Origin of the sequence: Arthrobacter sp. (assembly GCF_031179985.1) — a bacterium.
Taxonomy (GTDB): domain Bacteria; phylum Actinomycetota; class Actinomycetes; order Actinomycetales; family Micrococcaceae; genus Arthrobacter.
Genome location: NZ_JAPSHJ010000032.1, coordinates 1 through 17,393 on the forward strand (window position 1 = coordinate 1; position 17,393 = coordinate 17,393).

Consider the following 17,393-nt stretch of genomic DNA (forward strand, 5'->3'; position numbering starts at 1 on the left):
CACGAAGGATAACTACAAGAAGGAACTCATCGACACCGGGTACTACACCGAGGCCGACGTCAAGTAGCACTGTCCAGGGGCTTGTGGCCGGACCCCCGAGGTCCGGCCACAAACCTTTACCCCGCCGCCCTGCAGCCGCAGGACAGCACAAGTTTCGATCATTCAGTGGGAATTGACGATGAATACACCCATTCTTCAAATGCGAGGAATCACCAAGACCTTCCCGGGAGTGAAGGCCCTTCAGGACGTCACCCTGGACGTGAACCGCGGCGAAGTCCATGCCATTTGCGGTGAAAACGGGGCCGGCAAGTCCACCCTTATGAAAGTGTTGTCGGGCGTCTACCCGCACAACTCTTTCGAGGGCGACATCCTCTTCGAAAACGAACCGTGCAGTTTCTCCAACATCTCTGACAGCGAGAAGCGCGGCATCGTCATCATCCACCAGGAACTGGCCCTCAGCCCCTACCTCTCCATCGCAGAGAACATCTATTTGGGGAACGAGCAGGCCACCCGCGGTTGGGTCGACTGGCGCAAGACCAACCTCGAGGCCGCAAAGCTGCTGGCCCGGGTGGGACTGAGCGAGAACCCTATTACTCCGGTGCAGCACATCAGCGTCGGCAAGCAGCAGCTCGTCGAGATCGCCAAGGCGCTGTCAAAGGAAGTAAAGCTTCTCATCCTTGATGAACCTACGGCTGCGCTGAACGACGAGGACTCCGGCCATCTGCTGGACCTCATCCTGCATCTCAAAGGCCAGGGCGTCACCAGCATCATCATCAGCCATAAGCTCAACGAGATCCGCAAGGTGGCTGACGCCGTCACCATCATCCGCGACGGCAAGACCATCGAGACGCTCCGGCTCGACGAAGGGCAGATCACCCAGGAGCGGATTATCCGCGGGATGGTTGGCCGCGACCTGGAGAGCCTCTACCCTGACCGCGATCCGCAGATCGGCGAGGAAGTCCTGCGGATCGAAGATTGGTCTGTCCAGCACCCGCAGGACCATTCCCGGATCGTGGTGCATAACGCCAGCCTGAACGTCCGCAAGGGTGAAGTGGTGGGCATGGCAGGCCTGATGGGTGCGGGCCGCACCGAACTCGCGATGAGCGTGTTCGGACGCACTTACGGCCGCGCCATTTCAGGCAAGGTGTACAAGTACGGCAAGGAAATCAACACGTCCACCGTGTCCGAGGCGATCAGCCACGGCATCGCCTACGCCACCGAGGACCGCAAGCAGTATGGCCTGAACCTCATTGAGGACATCAAGCGCAACATCTCCCTGGCTGCGCTCCGCAAGCTCGTCAAAGGCGGGTGGGTGGACGGGAACGAAGAGACGATCGTCGCCAACCGCTACCGCACCAGCATGAACATCAAGGCACCCACCGTCGCGGCCATTACCGGCAAGCTCTCCGGCGGAAACCAGCAAAAGGTGGTGCTCAGCAAGTGGATGTTCTCGGACCCCGACGTACTGATTCTTGACGAACCCACCCGCGGAATCGATGTCGGTGCCAAATTCGAGATCTACACGATCATTGCGCGCCTTGCAGCCGAAGGAAAGGCAGTCATCGTGATTTCGTCCGAACTGCCCGAGCTTCTGGGTATCTGCGACCGCATCTATACGTTGTCCGCAGGACACGTCACGGGCGAGGTGCCAATTGCCGAAGCCACCCAAGAGAAGCTCATGCACTACATGACCAAAGAGAAGGAATAGCGAACATGTCCGCCCTCAGAGAATCCCTGAGCTTCCTGACAAGCCGCCTGCGCCAGGTCGGCATTTTCGTCGCCCTGATACTCATCGTCATCCTGTTCCAGGTCCTGACCGATGGCATCCTCCTGCAGCCGCAGAACGTCAGCAACCTGGTGGTCCAGAACAGCTACATCCTGATCCTGGCCATCGGCATGGTGATGGTGATCATCGCCGGCCACATTGACCTCTCCGTCGGCTCCGTTGCGGGGTTCATCGGAGCTGTTTCAGGCGTGATGATCGTGCACTGGGGGTGGGCCTGGTGGATCGCCATTCCCGCGTGCCTGCTGGTAGGCGCCCTCGTCGGTGCCTGGCAAGGCTACTGGATCGCCTACGTAGGAATTCCGGCCTTCATCGTCACCCTGGCCGGGATGCTGATCTTCCGCGGCCTCACCCTCATCACACTGAAGAACCAGCAGATCACCCCGTTCCCCGATGAGCTCCGTGCCCTGGGTGGCGGCTTCCTTCCTGATATTTCCGGCGGTACATCCGTCCTGGAATTCCTGACAGTGATCCTCGGCGTCGGCGGCACAGCTGCGATCCTCTTCCAGGCCATCAAGGAACGCCGGGTTCGCCGGAAGTTCAACCTCGAAAACGAGCCCATGGCCTGGTTCGCTGTCAAAACCGCCTTCATTGCGCTGCTGATGCTGATCATCACGTTCCTCCTTGCCAGCTACCGCGGAACCCCGATCGTCCTGATCGTCCTGGCTGCTCTGGTGATCCTGTACTCGGCTCTGATGAACAACAGCGTTTTTGGCCGCCACGTCTACGCCATTGGCGGGAACCTGCACGCCGCTGAACTGTCCGGTGTCAAAACCAAAGCCGTGACCTTCCGGTTGTTCGTCAACATGGGTGTACTTGCAGCACTGGCAGGACTCGTGTTCACCGCCCGCCTGAACTCCGCGCAGCCCGCCGGCGGTACCGGCTTTGAGCTCGATGCCATCGCCGCAGCCTTTATTGGCGGAGCAGCTGTGCAGGGCGGCATCGGCACCGTGGCTGGAGCCATGATCGGTGGCCTCATCATGGGCGTGCTGAACAACGGTATGTCCATCCTTGGCCTCGGCACCGACTATCAGCAGCTGATCAAGGGCCTGGTTCTCCTGCTGGCCGTCGGCTTTGATATCTTCAACAAGAACCGAAGCGGCAGCGGCGGCGGATCCACCATCGGTAGCCGCTTCAAGCGCAAGACCTCGCCGCCAGCAGGCAGTGAGAGCACCACCCCCGTTTCCGGTGCGCCAGTCGGTGACAGGCCCGAGAAAGCCGCAGCTTCGCGGAACCCCTGAAATCCCCCGTCAGATCCCCCGTAAAGAAAGAGTTTTTCCATGTCTAGCCCCAGCCATCGCATTGATATCCAGGTGACCAGCCGCCACCTCCTCGACGAGCGCCTCGAAGCTGCCGTGCGTGACCTCCAAGAGGTTGCAATGGCTGCAGGGACCCACGGCATCCTGCTCACCCGAAACAAGCCAGGGCACTACACCGCCACGCTTTCGGACCAGGTGCCCTTCGGAATGACCCGGGAACTCATCCACTAATCAAAGGGCTTCCCGCGGGAGGGGGATCCCGCGGGAAGCGCCTTGTTTATTCGCCGTAAAAAAGGGGGGAAGAAGGGCATGTCTGAACCTGGTGAAGACTGGAGTCAACTGGTTGGCCGCGTTGTTGAACTGCGCAGGAACGGACAGGTGGTCCGCATTGCCGAAGTCGAGGATGTGACCCCGGATTCGTCCATCCTGTGGCTGCGATTTGATGGCAACCACGGCCGCCAGCTTGTCACCAGGACGGACGGTTACGAGCTTCGCCCCCTGTGACGGTCCTGCCTGATGCAAGCCGGTTCAAGGCCAGGGCGCCTACCAGCAAACCAAAGTCTCTTAGGGCCACATCAAAGAACCCCGGCACCAGCAGCAGGTTCACTATGATCCCTGCCAACCAAGCGGCCACCACCAATGAGCCGATCTTGGGACGCCAAGCCACCAGCAGGCCTGCGAGGATTTCCACCGCTCCCACCCCGTACATAAAGGTCTGGGGACTTACCGGCATGATCTGTGTGGCAAGGGGAGCCAGGTAGCTGGTCCAATCCACAAGGAAGTTGGTGAATTTGTCGATTCCGAACGCAATCGGCGCAATGGTAAAGACGGTTCGAAGCAGCAGAAAAGCCTGCTGTGTCCCGTGATGCCGAGCCTCCTGTGCAACGGGCTGCGGCTGATGGTCAAGCATGACTTCCTCCTTCTAAAAGTGCTGATACTTGACTTTAGAATTGAGGCCTTGTTATGTCAATGGTCGTTGATTTTAGAGTAGGATTTCATTATGACTGCAGCGGAGACCGGTCTGAGTATGGGCAAGGCTCTCAGTGCCTTAGGTGACCCCTCCCGCCGGGCCGTGTTTGAGTACGTCCTTCATGCTGATGGCCCTGTGGGCCGCGATGAAGTTGCCGGATCGTTGGGGATGGTGCGGAGTACAGCGGCCTTCCACTTGGACCGGCTGGCGGCCGAAGACCTCCTGGAAGTCTCCTTCCGGCGGCTGACCGGCAGGACCGGGCCGGGATCCGGACGGCCTCACAAGCTCTACTCCCCCGCGGTTCGGGAAGTGGCTATAAGCCTTCCTCCACGGCGCTATGACCTGGCCGGCGAACTGCTCGCAGCTGGAGTGGAAGCCGCCGTCGAAACCGGCATACCGGTAGCTGAAGCCCTGCAGAGCGTTGCCGCCCGCGCCGGAGAGGAGATCGGCCAGGAGGCGGCCACCCTTGAGGGTGCGCTGGAGCTTTACGGCTACAAACCCAACGCCGGGGAGGACGGCAGCCTTCAACTGCTCAATTGCCCCTTTCACCGCCTGTCCAGGGCTCACACGTCCACCATCTGCGGCCTCAATCTCGATCTCCTGGCTGCAGTGGCCGGGACAGCGGAGCCAGGCTGCTACAAGGCCGTCCTGGAGCCGCAGGCGGAGCGGTGCTGCGTCCGTCTGGTGCCGCAGGACTAACACCCCAAAGGCACCAGCCGACGTCGGGCCTCACTGATCCGGTCGCGCTTCAGTCCTCCGTCGGAGTAGTACGAAGCGAGTGATAGGTGCGCCAGCTATGCTCGGGCGCGAAGCCCAGCAGACGTTTCGCCTTGTCTATGGAGAGCATGGTCTCGTGTTCCCCCAGTTCCTTGGTCACGGTGACCGCCGGGAACACTTCAGCAGCCAGGCTTGCGCTGGACCGCTGCATCACCGTGTCGGCGTTGGCAATGATGAAAGCCTCAAAACCAGGGGGCTGGTATTCCAGTGCCCTGGCCACGGCCTGGGCACCATCCCGTCCGTCGATGTAGCCCCAGAGGTTCCACTTGCGTAAGGACGCGTCGGCGTCGAAGGCCGGGAAGGCCTCGTAGTCTCCAGGGTCCATGACGTTGGAAAATCTCAGGGCCACGATACTCAGTTCAGGATCCCAACGGGTCAGCTGTATGGCCATCTGCTCTTCGAGGTGCTTGACGAGGGAGTAGGTGCTTTCGGGCCGCGCCGGATACTCCTCGTCCACCGGAATGTAGGGCGGATCTTCGTCGAAGGGTAAGCCCAACAAGGTCTCGCTGGAGGCATATACCAGTTTCCTGATACCCGCCCGCCGAGTTGCTTGGAAAACGTTGTATGTGGACAGCATGTTGTTTTCAAAAGTGGCTGCATCGGGGGCCAGTCCGGGGGCTGGAATTGCAGCCAGATGAACCACCGCATCCACGCCGCCGTGCCTGTCGTCCAGCCCCAGGAGCGCGTCCAGGACGTGCCCGTAATTCGTCAGGTCAATCTGGGTAAAACCCCGTGATTTCGGGCCCAAACGGTCCAGATTGGTGACGTCGTGACCATCCTCATTCAGCCGACGGACCACACTTCTGCCAAGCTTTCCGCTTCCACCGGTAACTGCAATTCTCATGCCCCTACACTAGGGCCCGAACACGTTTTCGCCGCTTTCACACGGTGAGAAAATTCACTGGGAACAGCTCACCGGGGCACTTCACACAGAGCCCCAGGACATCGCCCGGACTTTTTCTCGTGGTATTTCTCTGAACACCCCAACAGCAACACCGCTGTTTTTTGTAAAGGATGGGAATGCGTTCCACACCAGAAATCACCCGAAAGTCCCTGCTCATTGGATCGGCGTGGGGGCTGCTTGCCCTCACTGCCGGCTGCGCCAAGCCCACGACAGGCAGTGAGGCCCTTCCCTCCAGCACGCCAACTGTCACAACGGCCAACGTGGCCCACTGGGCCTATGAAGGCGCGGAGGGTCCCGGGGATTGGGGGAATCTCAGCCAGGCCTTCCAGACCTGCGCCACGGGCAAAGCACAGTCGCCCATTGATATACCGGCGGCCACACCCAAGTCTTCGGCGCCCATGAGCCTGGCCTACTCCGCTTCCGAATGCGAAGTCCATGACAACGGCCATACTGTCGAGTTGCACGCAGGGTCAGCCCAAAGCCTCACTGTTAGCGGTAAGAATTACGCCTTCAAGCAAATGCACTTCCATGATCCGTCTGAACACACCATCGGGGGATCCCGCTACGACGTCGAGTTCCACTTTGTCCACCAGTCTGATGACGGCGTTCTTGCCGTCGTCGGGCTTCTGGCGAAAGCGGGAAAGGCGAATCCGGCGTGGGCACCATTCGTCGATGCTGCCGCTGGGTCCACCTCGGCGCGTTCGATCGGGAGCGTGAACCTCGCGTCCTTGCTTCCCGCTTCTCTGGAACACTTTGCCTACGAAGGGAGCCTCACCACTCCCCCGTGCACGGAGAATGTGCTCTGGCTGGTGTTGGATCAGCCGATCGAACTCGGCGCCGACCAGATCACCAAACTGCGTGCCGTCCACTCGGCAAACAACCGTCCTACGCAGGAATTGAACAGCCGCACGGTCACCCTGGTGAACCAGTAGGCGCTCCGGGGCAAGACGTGCCAGCCTGACATGATTGACTGTTGCACATGACAGCCTGGACCAGTACACCCTTCTCGCGTCTGCTGAACATTGACTTGCCCATCGTGCTGGGGCCGTTCGGGGGCGTTTCCTCGATCGGCCTCACAGCCGCGGTCAGTGAAGGAGGCGGGCTGGGGTCGTTTGGCCTGTACGGCTATGACCCGGACCGGATCAGGGCAACGGCCCATGCCCTTAACGAAGCAACAACCAAGCCTTACGCGCTGAACCTGTGGCTTCCCATTCCGGGCGAAGAACCTCCGCAGCCCGACGAGGCAGAGTTTGCGGCCTTCGTTGAGGTCCTCCGTCCCTATTTCGAGGCTGTGGGGGTGGAGCCGCCTGCCAGGCCTGCAGGCTACCTGCCCGATGTTGACGGACAAATCCAGGCAGCACTGGAGGCAGAACCCGCCGCCCTCAGCTTCGTATTCGGCGTTCCGTCCAAAGAAGTCATCGATGCTGCACACGCCCGCGGCATCATCGTGATGGGAACCGCCACCACCGTCGAGGAGGCCCTGGCCCTGGAAAAGGGCGGCGTGGACGCGATTGTGGCCTCGGGCATGGAAGCCGGCGGCCACAAGGTGTCCTTCCTGGATAAGCCCGAGAATTCGCTGATCGGCACTTTCTCCCTGGTGCCGCAGGTGGCAGACGCTGTGGCAGTTCCCGTCGTTGCTGCCGGAGGAGTTGCCGACGGCCGCGGAGTTGCTGCTGCCCTCACCCTGGGAGCTGACGCCGTACAGATCGGTTCGGCTTTCCTGGCCACCAAGCAATCCGCTGCCAGCAACGGATACCGGGCTGCGCTTCGGAGTCCCGGGACGCGGCAGACCGTGCTCACGCGGGCCTACAGCGGCAGGTTGGGCCGCGGTATCCCTAACCGGATTGCCCGGGAACTTACCGATCCCCGGCTTCATGCACCCTTCCCCGTACAGAACTGGCTGACCGGACAGTTCCGCGCCAAAGCAGCGCAGCTGGACATCCCGGAGCTGATGTCACTGTGGGCAGGTCAGTCCGCACCGCTTATCGCGGCAGCGCTTGATAGCGACGGCGACGCCGCTCACCTGATGCAAAGGATCGTCGACTCCACGTCCCGGATTCTGGACGGACGCAGCTGACTCGCAGCTGAGGAGCCTGAGAAGCACTGACAGAACGGCGAGTCAGAGTCCTGCTGTCTGGTGTATATAATTTTCCGGTACGGTTTAGCAGAAGGCCGTTGGGGAGTTCTTCGATCCGGCTCCTGCCGCCGATACCTTGTCCTCACTTTTGGGGGCAGTGTCTGCAGTGCCGGGTCGTTTTGACCTGAGCGAAACGGCATCAAACAAACGTGGCCAGCGAGTCGACCGCAGAATCTACAACATCAATCACAGAACACCTTCAGGAACTGGTACTCACCAGCTCAGATGTAGGGGATTTTCTTCACGAGCTTGCACGCGTATCCGCCCGCAGCCTGTCGGTAGAAGGCGACGAGGTTCTGTGCGGCATTACCCTTCTCCGCCACCGCAAAGCCGCAACTGTTGCCAGCAGCAGTGAGCAGGCCCAGGCCATGGACGAGATCCAGTACTCGTATGGAGACGGTCCGTGCATGACCGCCTCCCGGGAGCAGCTGACAATACATGTTCAGGACCTGGAGACGGACCAGCGTTGGCCTCATTATTTCCAGACGGTCCTGGAGCAGGGTGTCCGTTCCATCCTCGCGGTTCCTTTCCGGTTGGAAGGAGACACCAGGGCAGCGCTCAACCTCTACTCGCACCGGCCTGGACGGTTCGAGGGAAAAGTGTTGAAGCTCGCGGAGGACTTTGTCAGCCAGACGTCCATGGCCCTCAGGCTCGCAGTACGCTTTGCGCACCACAGTGAAGCGGCAGCAAACCTCAAGGCCACGCTCGAATCCCGGACAGCCATCGACGTCGCGGTCGGGATCATCATGGCCCAGAACCGCTGCAGCCAGGCCGAGGCCTTCGAACTCCTCAAGGCAGCCTCCAGCGCCCGCAACGTAAAACTCCACGGTGTGGCCACCAGCATCGTGGATTCGCTGGGGCACGGCCACGTCAGGACCCATTTCGAAGCGTAGGCACGACGTGTGGAGCGGTCCCTAGGGGTCTTTGTTTTTGCCGCCGGGATCCGGTTTTCCCGCGCCAGGTTTCCCGGCATCAGCTTTTCCGGCATCGTTTTTGTCAGCGGAAGCATTGTCGCCGTCGTCCTTTTCGGGCGTGCCGGCTTCCTCGGTCACCGGGGCGGGCGCTGGCGGGAGAGGGGCTGTTGCGATATCGGGAACTGCCGTTGCCGTCGACCCGGGAGCAGGGGAAGCCACATCAGTTGTTCCCGCCGTGTTTGCTGCGGCCGCTGCAAGTGTCTGCAGCTCGTTCCGGACGTCCTCCAACGCGCTGCTGATGCCTTGGTACCGTGCAAACGTCATTTTGCCGTCACCCGCAGCCGCATCCAGGTCCTTCTTAAACTGCTCCAAGAGCCCGAGAGCGCGGGCATAGTCGTTTCCTGCTGCAGCCCGCCTGACTTCCGGGAGGCGTGACTGCAGATCCCGGGCGGCGTCGACTGACAGTTCCGGAGTCTGCGCGGAACATGCGGGGGCGAGAACCAACAAAGTGGCGACCATCAGGGCCGATGGCAGCTTATTCCAGCGAATCATGGAGTGAGGCTCCTTTCCAGATCAGCCATCTCGCGCTCCAGGGTGCCGGACAGTGCCGGCGCAGGGACTGGCGTAATGGGGGAGGTTGGCTGCTCTCCCCCACCCACGGCGGCTACCCCGGCGCCTCCCATCAGCACAGCGGAAAAGACCAGCGCCATCCGGAACCTCCTGCTGCTGAGCCTCCCACCCTTCCTTGGGACAGCTGACTGATGGAAGGGGACTTGAGACTCCTTGGAGGTCACAGGCACTTCCGTAGCAACGGGGACTTTGGTGGCGGGGCCAGGCTCCGTCAGAGCGAAAGACGCCGTAACAGCCTCACCAACAGCGGGGACCGCTTCAGCGCTCGAGAGCAAAGCGTCAGTGAGAGAAGTGTCTGCGAGTGAACTCAAGGCCGAGCTGACCTCCCCGGCGGAAGGCCGGCCGGCCGATTCCATGCAGGTCATGGCCCCTAGCAGTTCCCGCCACTCCGAACTCAGGCCGGCGGGGATCACCGGATCCCGCTGAAGCCTGACCACAGCAGATTCAATCGGGCTGCCGGGGAACTCGATGTGTCCGTTCAGGCATTCGAGAAGCACCAGGCCCAGGGAATACACATCGCTTTTCCCTGTCAATAATTCTCCGCGTGCCTGCTCCGGGCTCAGGTACGCAGCGGTTCCCACGGTCCGCCCCGTTCCAGTAATTCGGTCCCCCTCCAGCACCCGGGCAATTCCGAAATCGGTCAGCTTGGCGCTCACCCCGCGGGAAGCAACGGTTCCATCCACTGCGGTCAACAGAACGTTGCCGGGCTTCACGTCCCGGTGGACCACGCCTTGGTCATGGACGTAGTCAAGGGCGGACGCGATGTCGGCCCCAATCCTGGCAGTGTCCGGCAGCGAAAGGGGTCCGGCTTGCAGCAAAGCCCGCAAATCACGGCCACCGACGAATTCCATCACCACAAATACCCGCGCGCCCAAGGGATCTGCATTGTCAGTTGCGGCGTCAAAGAGGGTTACCAGGCAGGGATGGTTGAAGGATGCCAACATCCTGATTTCGGCCTGCTGCCGGGCAAGCATCTCGGTATCGGCACTCTCCCGGTGGAAGAGTTTCACGGCCACTTCCCGGCCAAGGGCTTCGTCCCGGGCCTTGTAGACGACAGCAGCGGCGCCTCGTCCCACCACTTCAAATATCCTGTACCGCTGGGCTAAGAGCATCCCGGTCAGGCCGCTTTTCACCACTTCAGTCATGTTCACAGCTTTCGTTCAATGCAGCAGCCAGCCCTCATCTCCCCAATTCATAAGCATACTGATTAATTGTTGCAGATCACTGCTGTTCCCACCCACCCCCCTGAGAGATACGGTTGAATTCCGGAGAGAAAGAACTGGAAAGGCTGTCCAATGAGCCCCTTCCCGCGAGTGGCAAAATCGATGGTTCACCGCTCCTGCCTTGCCGGACTCGCCGCTTTGACCATCGCGTCGCTCTGCTCCTGCACGGGGATGGAGGGCAGTCCCGAGCCAGGCCCCTCTTCCCCCGCCGTCACTGCCCAAACGCCATCGCCGGCTCCATCTCCGGGAGGCAACCAACAAGGCAATCAGCAAGGCGGCCAACAGTTGGACATCACCCGGATTGTCGAAGAGCTGGCACCGTCCGTGGTCACGATCTTTGCCGGCGAGGGCGTGGGCAGCGGCGTGGTCTACGACGGAGACGGACTCATTCTGACCAACGAACACGTGGTGCGGGGAAGCCCGGAGGTTGAGGTAGGTTTCGCTGATGGCCAGAGAGTACGGGGCACCGTCAGGGCGGCTGACCCCATTTCCGATCTCGCCCTGGTCCAGACTGACCGCACGGGACTGCCCGTCCCGGAATTCCAGAAAGAGCTGCCTCGCGTGGGTGAAACGGCGGTAGTGATTGGCTCTCCGTTGGGATTTGAAAGTACTGTCACTGCTGGGATTATTTCGGGGCTTCACCGCTCCATCCCCGGATCGGCAGCCAGCAGCCAGTCCCTGGTGGACCTCATCCAGACCGACGCACCCATCAGCCCTGGCAACTCCGGCGGTGCAGTGGTTAATTCACGAGGGCAAGTGATAGGGATCAGTGAGGCCTATATCCCGCCGCAGGCAGGTGCTGTTGCCCTCGGCTTTGCGATTCCTGCATCAACAGCCGTGGAAGTTGCCGAGCAGCTGAAGGAAACCGGGCGCGCCGAGCACGCCTTTATTGGCCTCACTCCGGGCCAGCTGACGCCCCAGATTGCCGAGAGGCTGGGCATCCAGGACAGCACCGGCGTCCTGGTCATGTCCATAGCCGACGGCGGCCCGGCTGATGATGCGGGAATCGAACCCGGCGATGTACTCCTCACCCTGGAGGGGAAAGAACTCTCTGCTCCCGAAGACCTGCTCGCGGCCCTTCGCGGCCTCGATCCCGGCCAGACAGTCACCGTTTCCTTTAACCGTGATAACCAGGGCCAGGAAGCCAAAGTCCAGCTCAGCGAGCGTCCCACAGACTAAGGGGCAGCTTAACGAGCGCGCCCCAGCCGGTAGCCGATTCCCCGGACCGTTTCCACCCACCGGGGGGCACGGAAGTCGTCGGCCAACTGTTTGCGCAGATTTCCCATGTGCACTTCAATGGCATGTTCATCGGCAACTGAGACAAACGTTGCGCCGGCTGTTTCGTTCCGGACGCGCCGCACCAAATCCGCCCTCGTCTGGACAAGGCGTCCGCCTTCCAGGATGGCCAGCAGGAGGTCGAACTGTGTACGGGTCAGGTTCACGGCCCGGCCATCAATCTTCGCCGTCCGCCTGCCCTCGTCCACAATCAGGCCATTGTGCGCAAAACAGCCCGCAGGGAGGGGTTCTGCCGGCCAGGGCTCGGAAGCGGCCGGCGTCAAAGCAGCCGGCAACTGTGCGGCCGGCGCTAACGCGCCGGGTTGGGGTGGATGGAACCGTCGCGGACGGCGGAGCATGGCCGCGATCCGTGCCCTCAGTTCCCTGGGCCGGAAAGGAGTAGTGAGGTAGTCGTCGGCGCCTGCTTCGAAACTCAGAAGGGCGTCCGCTTCATCCAGGCGGCCCATGATGATGATCAGATAGGCATCGCTGAACGCCCGGATCCGCCGCGACGCTTCGATGCCGTCAAAGTCGGGGAGCCCCAGATCCACGGTCACGACGGTGGGATTGTGCTGCCGGACAGCTTCAACGCCCTCCGCCCCGGTCGACGTCGGGTACACCGCGAAGCCCGATTGCTGCAAAACTTCCCTGAGCGAATCCCTGATGTCGTCATCGTCCTCAACGACCACGGCAATGCCCCGCTCTTCCATTCACGCCCCCACGCTTTTTGATGCCCCAATACTACAAAAAACCTGTCCCGCAACAGCCGCTTTCAACCATCAAGGATCCCGAAGTCACTCATAATGGCAACTGCGGAGACGCACAGCAAGAACCCGCCCCGCTCCCTAAGAACCGCGATTTGTAAAGTCAGTTTAGTTTACGCCAGAGTAACAAAAGGACGCACGCCGGCCCGGCGCGGCGGCTACTCGCCCTTAATGTCGCGATTGTCCCGTTCGTCGAATTCTTCATCAAGGTCATAGTGCCGGAACTCGGTCTCCGGATTAGGCCCACCCTCGGCGACATATTCGTAGTCAAGCTGGCGCTGGATCTGGCTGTCCAGGATCTGCAGGTCCTTGTCCTTCACCACGGAGAGGTCCTCGGGGAAGGCATCGTCAGGCGTGAGGTGCAGTTTTTCAGACATGGTGACCTCTCAGGCCGGGCAGTGGGGGAACCGGTAAAACGGCGTCCCGGCCGCCTTCAGAATATGCCCCCTGGGGGTGTTGGGGTAGTCCATCAGCCCAGCAGGTGGCGTTCATGCGCGAATGCCACCAGCTGAAGCCGGGTCCGCAGCTCCAGCTTGTCCAACACGCTCCGCAAATGGGTCTTGACCGTGGCCTCCGAAATAAAGAGGCTCGCGGCGATCTCAGCGTTTCCGAGACCTTTTGACGCAAGCAGGAAAACGTCCCTTTCCCGGGCAGAGAGCACCTCCAGAACGGAGAGATCCGGACCGGCTCCAGGAAACGTCCGGGCCGCATGCTGAAAGAGATCATGGATTGAGCCTGGGGCAATCACCGAATATCCCGAGTACACGGTCCGGATCGCCGCAAGGAGGAACTCCGGCTCTGCACTCTTCAACAGGTAGCCGCTCGCCCCTGCATGTACGGCCTCCACCACAGCCTGATCCCTGTTGAACGTGGTCAGGGCGATGATCCTCGGCCTGGTTTCACCCGCCGCTCCAGCCTGTTCCATGATTCGCCGGGTTGCAGCCACACCGTCAAGGACAGGCATGCGCAGGTCCATCAGCATCACATCAGTGGGCGTTTCAGCGGCCAGGGCGACAGCTTCCTCCCCGTCGCTGGCCTCGCCTGCCATCTCCATGTCCTGCTGGCTTTCGATCAGCATCCGGATACCGGAGCGGAAGAGCGGCTGATCGTCCACCAGAGCAACCCGGATGCGGCTGCCGGCATCAGGCACTAGGGGCGCCTTCCTGCGGTGAAGGGGCCGACGGCGGCGAGCCAGCCAGTCCGCCCACCGTTTCGTCCATGTGTTCCTGCTGCCCCGCAGCTATTGAGCCTCCGACAGCATTAGGGGCAACCCTTGCTGCCAGGGCAGCCCTTGTTTCCAAGTCCTGCTGCTGTGGAGAGGCATCAGGCCGCTTGCCATAGGGGATGAGGACTGTGACACGGAACTGCTCACCGTCCGGCCCCACAGTGATCCAGCCGCCAGCCAGGTGGGCCCTTTCCCGCATGCCAGACAGGCCGCGCCCTACCCGCTCCTGAGCTCCGTCAGCGGCCGTGCGTGCATTGTCGGTGGGCAGCGCGGACGCCACATTGACTGCCAAGCCGGGCCCGCTCCAATCAAAGTGCAATCTGACGGCTGTGCCCCTGCCGCCATGCTTGAGGGCGTTGGTCAGGCATTCCTGGACGATTCGGAAGACTGCCACCTGCTGGCCGGCCGTCAATTCAACCGGCTCACCCGACTGGCTCTGCTCGACGGCGAGGCTTCCCTGCTTCATTCTGTCCACCAGCGGTCCAACATCGGTGAGGCGGGGCTGGGGGGTGACCATCCCGTCGTCGTGCACTCCCTCGATGACGCGTTGGGCGTCCACCAGCGCGCTCCGTGCGGAAACGGCGATGTTCTCCAGGGCATTGAGCACGGCCTTCGGTTGGTCCTTACTCAGGTACCTGGTGCCATCCGCCTGGGCAGCAATCACCGCCAAAGAGTGGGCCAGGACATCGTGAAGATCCCGCGCTATGCGGGTGCGTTCCTGCTCAACGATCAGGTCGACTTCTGTTTCCTTGAGCGTGGATTGGGCCAGGTTGCGGGCCCGGAACAGGCTGCCCCGCTCCTCGTAAAGAGCCAGAAGGAGACCCACAGAGCCGAAGGCAGCAGCGATCAGGAAAAGGATCGAGAACAGATTCCCGCCGTGAACCTGGAAATTAACCCGGTCGCCAAGATAGAGCAGCTCGAACCAACCGACCCCACTTCCGTACCTCCACGAGATCATGAGATACGTCATCATGACCACGAACGCCACATTCGCCGCAGCCGCTACAAGCCGCGTCCTCTTTGGAGCGGTCCAGAGAATGAAGGTCAATGAGATGAAGGCGCCCAGGTAAAGCGGCCAGGTCTCGGAATAGAGCAAAGGCACGAAGTACAGCAGCTGGCCAAGGAGGACGGCGCCGATAAGGCCCAGCGACAGATATGGCTTCACTGCTGACACAGCGATTGCTGCACTGAAGGCACCCAACGGGACGATCCCCACCCACGTAAGCATCGTCGACAGGGACATCCCTCGTCCTGACTCACCCACGCACCAGAGTATGAGGAAGATGGCGGCCGCAGCGGGGGCGCCCCATTGCCGCAGGACTTTCAGGAGTGGTTGCATGCCTGCCACACTATCCACCCTGAAGTCCCCAATCCGCGGTTTCCCTCAAAGCTCAGCCTTTGGGCCAGCAGATTCATTCGTCGGGCCAAGTCAGCAGCGCAAGTGGTCTGAGGGGCTCCCCTCAGAATGCTCCCGTGGTAAAGGTCCAGCTGACAGTGGACAGAGGATTCCCTGCCAGGTCCCGAATGGCAGCTGCGCCGCCAGTGACAGTGACGGTGTACTTCGTTTTGGCAGCCAGGGAGGCCGAAGGATTGAGGATCCACTGGTTGGTGGTTCCGTAACGGGAAACGCTGGCCGGGACGAGCGCCCCTGTGGCTGTGTTTTTCACTGTTATGGTGCTGGTCCCAGCTCCCTGGATGGCTTCGCTGAAGGTCACGGTGATGTTGTTGGCCCTCCGGACGAACGTGGCCCCTGCGGCCGGCGTCCTGGAAGTGATGACTGGGGCGGGTCCGGTGGTAAAGGTCCACGACGTTGTGGCCAGCGGGGTGCCTGCCCTATCCCTGATCCCAGCTGTTCCACCAACAAGGGTGGCTGTGTACTTCTGGTCCGCGGCGAGATTGGCTGAGGGATCGAGGGTTGCCGTGCGGGTGGCCGCGCTGTAGCTGACGGCTGCCGGAACCGTGGCGCCCGTGGCCGTCTTCAGGACGAAGGTGCCGCCGCTGACACCTTGGACGTCTGTGCTGAAGGTGGCGGCGGCGTTGCTTCCCGTCTGGACTGCCATGGCATTCTTCGCTGGTCCAAAGGCAGTTACGGTAGGTGCCGGAGCAGGCGCGGGGGCAGGAGCAGGCGCGGGGGCCGGGTCTGAAAACAGGAGCCGATTAGGAGTCCCTGCACCAGCCGCAGCCACTGCACCTGGCGTAGCGGCAGAAAGGACCTTGGCGGCGATATCGGCGGGAGTCGAGGCGGGAGTGCGGGAGAGCAGAACGGCCGCGACCCCGGCAACGTGAGGGGTTGCCATGGAAGTTCCGTTCATGGTGACAGAAGCCGTCGTCGAGCTGGATCCGGCGGATGTAATGCCCACGCCTGGAGCGTAAAGGTCAACGCACGACCCGTAGTTGGAGAAGGAAGCTTGACGGTCAGAAGAATCAGTGGCGGCAACCGTCAGGGCCTGGGGCGCCCGTGCGGGGGAACTGTTGCAGGCGTCCACGCTGGAATTTCCAGCCGCAACCACGGCGGTCACGCCGTCGTTGATGACTCCCTGCACGGCCGAGTCCAGCATAGAGCTGGCCGAGCCGCCGAGGCTCATATTGACCACTGCCGGCGTACCGGAAGCATGATGGGCGGCAACCCAGTCCAGCCCTGCGATGACGTCAGAGTTGTAGCCGGAGCCTGCGCAATTGAGCACCCGGACCGGAACAACGGTGGCGGCCTTCGCAATTCCGTAGTTCTTTCCGGCAATGGTCCCGGCGACATGAGTGCCATGCCCGTTGCAGTCACCGGAGCCCAGCCCGTCCGAAACCGCACTCCAGCCAGTGGCTACGCGGCCGCCAAAGTCGACGTGCGAGGCGAGGACACCAGAGTCCACAACGTAGGCGTTGACTCCGGCTCCTGCAGTCGAGTAGGTGTAGCTCCCCGAAAGTGGCAGAGCGCGCTGATCCGTCCTGTCCAATCCCCAGGGGGCTGGCTGTTGCGTCTCTTTGATGCTGACAGGGGCATCGATTTCCACCGCTGTGACCCGTGCTGACCGCTTCAATGCCGCGGCCTGGCCCGCTGTGGCAGTGACGACCGCGCCGCGCGTGGCGGCGGAGAAAGTTCGGCCGACGCCGACACCTTGGGACCGGAGCGCCGCCGACTCCACGGCAACATCAGCTCCGGGACCGAACTGGACCAGATAGCGTCCGCTGTCTCCCGCGACCGGAGAATTTTGCGGAGCGGGCGAAGTCGCGGGAGCCAAGGACATCGCTGCCGAAGCAGGACCCGCCGTCGTTAGTGCTGCCAAGGAGGTAAGAAGAACGGCAGTGAGAGTGCCGGCTACTGCTTTGCGGGGGAATCGGAGAGCGGGAATTTTGGGGTCCTTCTCAAAAAGGGAGCCAGCTTGGCCTGATGAATATGGGAGGAGGGAAGTGCTCATAGCGCTCTGGGGGCTATTCCAGAGTAGGCTTCGCTTTTGTCTCTTTCCGGATCCTTGCAGAAGCCTTGCAGGATCCTTGCAAGGGGATTGGCGAGCCGTGCCCAAAGGTGGGAAAACACAGG

18 protein-coding genes are annotated in these 17,393 nt (G+C 61.6%); 9 read left to right on the plus strand and 9 right to left on the minus strand.

Features of this window, described 5'->3' with window-relative positions:
* Positions 1–178 precede the first annotated feature (178 nt).
* From mmsA to RIN13_RS14115, 4 genes are all read left to right on the plus strand, one after another.
* A complete protein-coding gene (gene mmsA, locus RIN13_RS14100; protein ID WP_309107967.1) occupies positions 179–1,708 on the plus strand; it encodes a multiple monosaccharide ABC transporter ATP-binding protein in 1,530 nt (509 codons plus the stop codon).
* A gap of 5 nt (positions 1,709–1,713) precedes the next feature.
* The gene (mmsB, locus tag RIN13_RS14105) at positions 1,714–3,024 is read left to right on the plus strand and encodes a multiple monosaccharide ABC transporter permease (RefSeq protein WP_309107968.1); all 1,311 of its coding nucleotides are present in this window, start codon (positions 1,714–1,716) and stop codon (positions 3,022–3,024) included.
* Between the two features lie 39 nt (positions 3,025–3,063).
* Positions 3,064–3,273 (plus strand): hypothetical protein, encoded by a 210-nt coding sequence (locus RIN13_RS14110; protein WP_309107969.1) that lies wholly within the window; start codon positions 3,064–3,066, stop codon positions 3,271–3,273.
* A gap of 78 nt (positions 3,274–3,351) precedes the next feature.
* Complete coding sequence (locus tag RIN13_RS14115) at positions 3,352–3,546, plus strand: hypothetical protein (RefSeq protein WP_309107970.1); 195 nt, start codon at positions 3,352–3,354, stop codon at positions 3,544–3,546.
* On the opposite strand, the gene RIN13_RS14120 is transcribed toward RIN13_RS14115, so the two are convergent.
* Positions 3,509–3,952, minus strand: a complete 444-nt coding sequence (locus tag RIN13_RS14120) for a hypothetical protein (RefSeq protein WP_309107971.1) — start codon at positions 3,950–3,952, stop codon at positions 3,509–3,511. The two genes, RIN13_RS14115 and RIN13_RS14120, sit on opposite strands and share 38 nt — an antisense overlap.
* A gap of 90 nt (positions 3,953–4,042) precedes the next feature.
* On the opposite strand from RIN13_RS14120, the gene RIN13_RS14125 reads away from it, so the two are divergent.
* Positions 4,043–4,711 carry a transcriptional regulator gene (locus tag RIN13_RS14125; RefSeq protein WP_309107972.1) on the plus strand — a complete coding sequence of 223 codons (669 nt, stop codon included), beginning with the start codon at positions 4,043–4,045 and terminating at the stop codon, positions 4,709–4,711.
* Positions 4,712–4,760: 49 nt separating this feature from the next.
* On the opposite strand, the gene RIN13_RS14130 is transcribed toward RIN13_RS14125, so the two are convergent.
* Positions 4,761–5,633 (minus strand): NAD(P)-dependent oxidoreductase, encoded by an 873-nt coding sequence (locus RIN13_RS14130; RefSeq protein ID WP_309107973.1) that lies wholly within the window; start codon positions 5,631–5,633, stop codon positions 4,761–4,763.
* A 176-nt stretch (positions 5,634–5,809) separates the two neighbouring features.
* Between RIN13_RS14130 and RIN13_RS14135 the strand changes: the two genes are divergently transcribed.
* The 3 genes from RIN13_RS14135 (at position 5,810) to RIN13_RS14145 (ending at position 8,723) form a co-directional block, all read left to right on the plus strand.
* Positions 5,810–6,625 (plus strand): carbonic anhydrase family protein, encoded by an 816-nt coding sequence (locus RIN13_RS14135; protein ID WP_309107974.1) that lies wholly within the window; start codon positions 5,810–5,812, stop codon positions 6,623–6,625.
* Positions 6,626–6,672: 47 nt separating this feature from the next.
* Positions 6,673–7,770: a nitronate monooxygenase gene (locus RIN13_RS14140; protein WP_309107975.1), complete on the plus strand. Its 1,098-nt coding sequence runs from the start codon at positions 6,673–6,675 to the stop codon at positions 7,768–7,770.
* Between the two features lie 209 nt (positions 7,771–7,979).
* On the plus strand, positions 7,980–8,723 hold the full coding sequence (locus tag RIN13_RS14145) for a GAF and ANTAR domain-containing protein (RefSeq protein WP_309107976.1): 744 nt from the start codon (positions 7,980–7,982) through the stop codon (positions 8,721–8,723).
* A gap of 21 nt (positions 8,724–8,744) precedes the next feature.
* Here RIN13_RS14145 and RIN13_RS14150 read toward each other — a convergent pair whose 3' ends face one another.
* Complete coding sequence (locus RIN13_RS14150) at positions 8,745–9,296, minus strand: hypothetical protein (RefSeq protein ID WP_309107977.1); 552 nt, start codon at positions 9,294–9,296, stop codon at positions 8,745–8,747.
* Entirely contained in the window at positions 9,293–10,519 is a 1,227-nt protein-coding gene (locus RIN13_RS14155; protein WP_309107978.1) for a serine/threonine-protein kinase, read from the minus strand. The genes RIN13_RS14150 and RIN13_RS14155 overlap by 4 nt, the downstream gene beginning before the upstream one ends.
* 150 nt (positions 10,520–10,669) lie before the next feature.
* On the opposite strand from RIN13_RS14155, the gene RIN13_RS14160 reads away from it, so the two are divergent.
* A complete protein-coding gene (locus RIN13_RS14160; protein WP_309107979.1) occupies positions 10,670–11,776 on the plus strand; it encodes a trypsin-like peptidase domain-containing protein in 1,107 nt (368 codons plus the stop codon).
* Positions 11,777–11,784: 8 nt separating this feature from the next.
* Here RIN13_RS14160 and RIN13_RS14165 read toward each other — a convergent pair whose 3' ends face one another.
* The 5 genes from RIN13_RS14165 to RIN13_RS14185 all read right to left on the minus strand — a co-directional run bounded on the left by RIN13_RS14165 (position 11,785) and on the right by RIN13_RS14185 (position 17,271).
* Complete coding sequence (locus RIN13_RS14165) at positions 11,785–12,582, minus strand: response regulator transcription factor (RefSeq protein WP_309107980.1); 798 nt, start codon at positions 12,580–12,582, stop codon at positions 11,785–11,787.
* A gap of 212 nt (positions 12,583–12,794) precedes the next feature.
* A complete protein-coding gene (locus tag RIN13_RS14170; protein WP_309107981.1) occupies positions 12,795–13,013 on the minus strand; it encodes a hypothetical protein in 219 nt (72 codons plus the stop codon).
* 92 nt (positions 13,014–13,105) lie between these two features.
* Positions 13,106–13,786 carry a response regulator transcription factor gene (locus RIN13_RS14175; RefSeq protein WP_309107982.1) on the minus strand — a complete coding sequence of 227 codons (681 nt, stop codon included), beginning with the start codon at positions 13,784–13,786 and terminating at the stop codon, positions 13,106–13,108.
* Positions 13,779–15,200, minus strand: coding sequence for a histidine kinase (locus RIN13_RS14180; protein ID WP_309107983.1), 1,422 nt, complete (start codon positions 15,198–15,200; stop codon positions 13,779–13,781). The genes RIN13_RS14175 and RIN13_RS14180 overlap by 8 nt, the downstream gene beginning before the upstream one ends.
* 121 nt (positions 15,201–15,321) lie before the next feature.
* The gene (locus tag RIN13_RS14185) at positions 15,322–17,271 is read right to left on the minus strand and encodes a S8 family serine peptidase (RefSeq protein ID WP_309107984.1); all 1,950 of its coding nucleotides are present in this window, start codon (positions 17,269–17,271) and stop codon (positions 15,322–15,324) included.
* Positions 17,272–17,393: the final 122 nt, after the last annotated feature.

What these genes read in the sequence shown, in the direction of transcription:
- mmsA (WP_309107967.1), top strand. Translation starts at nt 179, where the DNA reads ATGAATACACCCATTCTTCAAATGCGAGGAATCACCAAGACCTTCCCG.
- mmsB (WP_309107968.1), top strand. Translation starts at nt 1,714, where the DNA reads ATGTCCGCCCTCAGAGAATCCCTGAGCTTCCTGACAAGCCGCCTGCGC.
- RIN13_RS14110 (WP_309107969.1), top strand. Translation starts at nt 3,064, where the DNA reads ATGTCTAGCCCCAGCCATCGCATTGATATCCAGGTGACCAGCCGCCAC.
- RIN13_RS14115 (WP_309107970.1), top strand. Translation starts at nt 3,352, where the DNA reads ATGTCTGAACCTGGTGAAGACTGGAGTCAACTGGTTGGCCGCGTTGTT.
- RIN13_RS14120 (WP_309107971.1), bottom strand. Translation starts at nt 3,952, where the DNA reads ATGCTTGACCATCAGCCGCAGCCCGTTGCACAGGAGGCTCGGCATCAC.
- RIN13_RS14125 (WP_309107972.1), top strand. Translation starts at nt 4,043, where the DNA reads ATGACTGCAGCGGAGACCGGTCTGAGTATGGGCAAGGCTCTCAGTGCC.
- RIN13_RS14130 (WP_309107973.1), bottom strand. Translation starts at nt 5,633, where the DNA reads ATGAGAATTGCAGTTACCGGTGGAAGCGGAAAGCTTGGCAGAAGTGTG.
- RIN13_RS14135 (WP_309107974.1), top strand. Translation starts at nt 5,810, where the DNA reads ATGCGTTCCACACCAGAAATCACCCGAAAGTCCCTGCTCATTGGATCG.
- RIN13_RS14140 (WP_309107975.1), top strand. Translation starts at nt 6,673, where the DNA reads ATGACAGCCTGGACCAGTACACCCTTCTCGCGTCTGCTGAACATTGAC.
- RIN13_RS14150 (WP_309107977.1), bottom strand. Translation starts at nt 9,296, where the DNA reads ATGATTCGCTGGAATAAGCTGCCATCGGCCCTGATGGTCGCCACTTTG.
- RIN13_RS14155 (WP_309107978.1), bottom strand. Translation starts at nt 10,519, where the DNA reads ATGACTGAAGTGGTGAAAAGCGGCCTGACCGGGATGCTCTTAGCCCAG.
- RIN13_RS14160 (WP_309107979.1), top strand. Translation starts at nt 10,670, where the DNA reads ATGAGCCCCTTCCCGCGAGTGGCAAAATCGATGGTTCACCGCTCCTGC.
- RIN13_RS14165 (WP_309107980.1), bottom strand. Translation starts at nt 12,582, where the DNA reads ATGGAAGAGCGGGGCATTGCCGTGGTCGTTGAGGACGATGACGACATC.
- RIN13_RS14170 (WP_309107981.1), bottom strand. Translation starts at nt 13,013, where the DNA reads ATGTCTGAAAAACTGCACCTCACGCCTGACGATGCCTTCCCCGAGGAC.
- RIN13_RS14180 (WP_309107983.1), bottom strand. Translation starts at nt 15,200, where the DNA reads ATGCAACCACTCCTGAAAGTCCTGCGGCAATGGGGCGCCCCCGCTGCG.
- RIN13_RS14185 (WP_309107984.1), bottom strand. Translation starts at nt 17,271, where the DNA reads ATGAGCACTTCCCTCCTCCCATATTCATCAGGCCAAGCTGGCTCCCTT.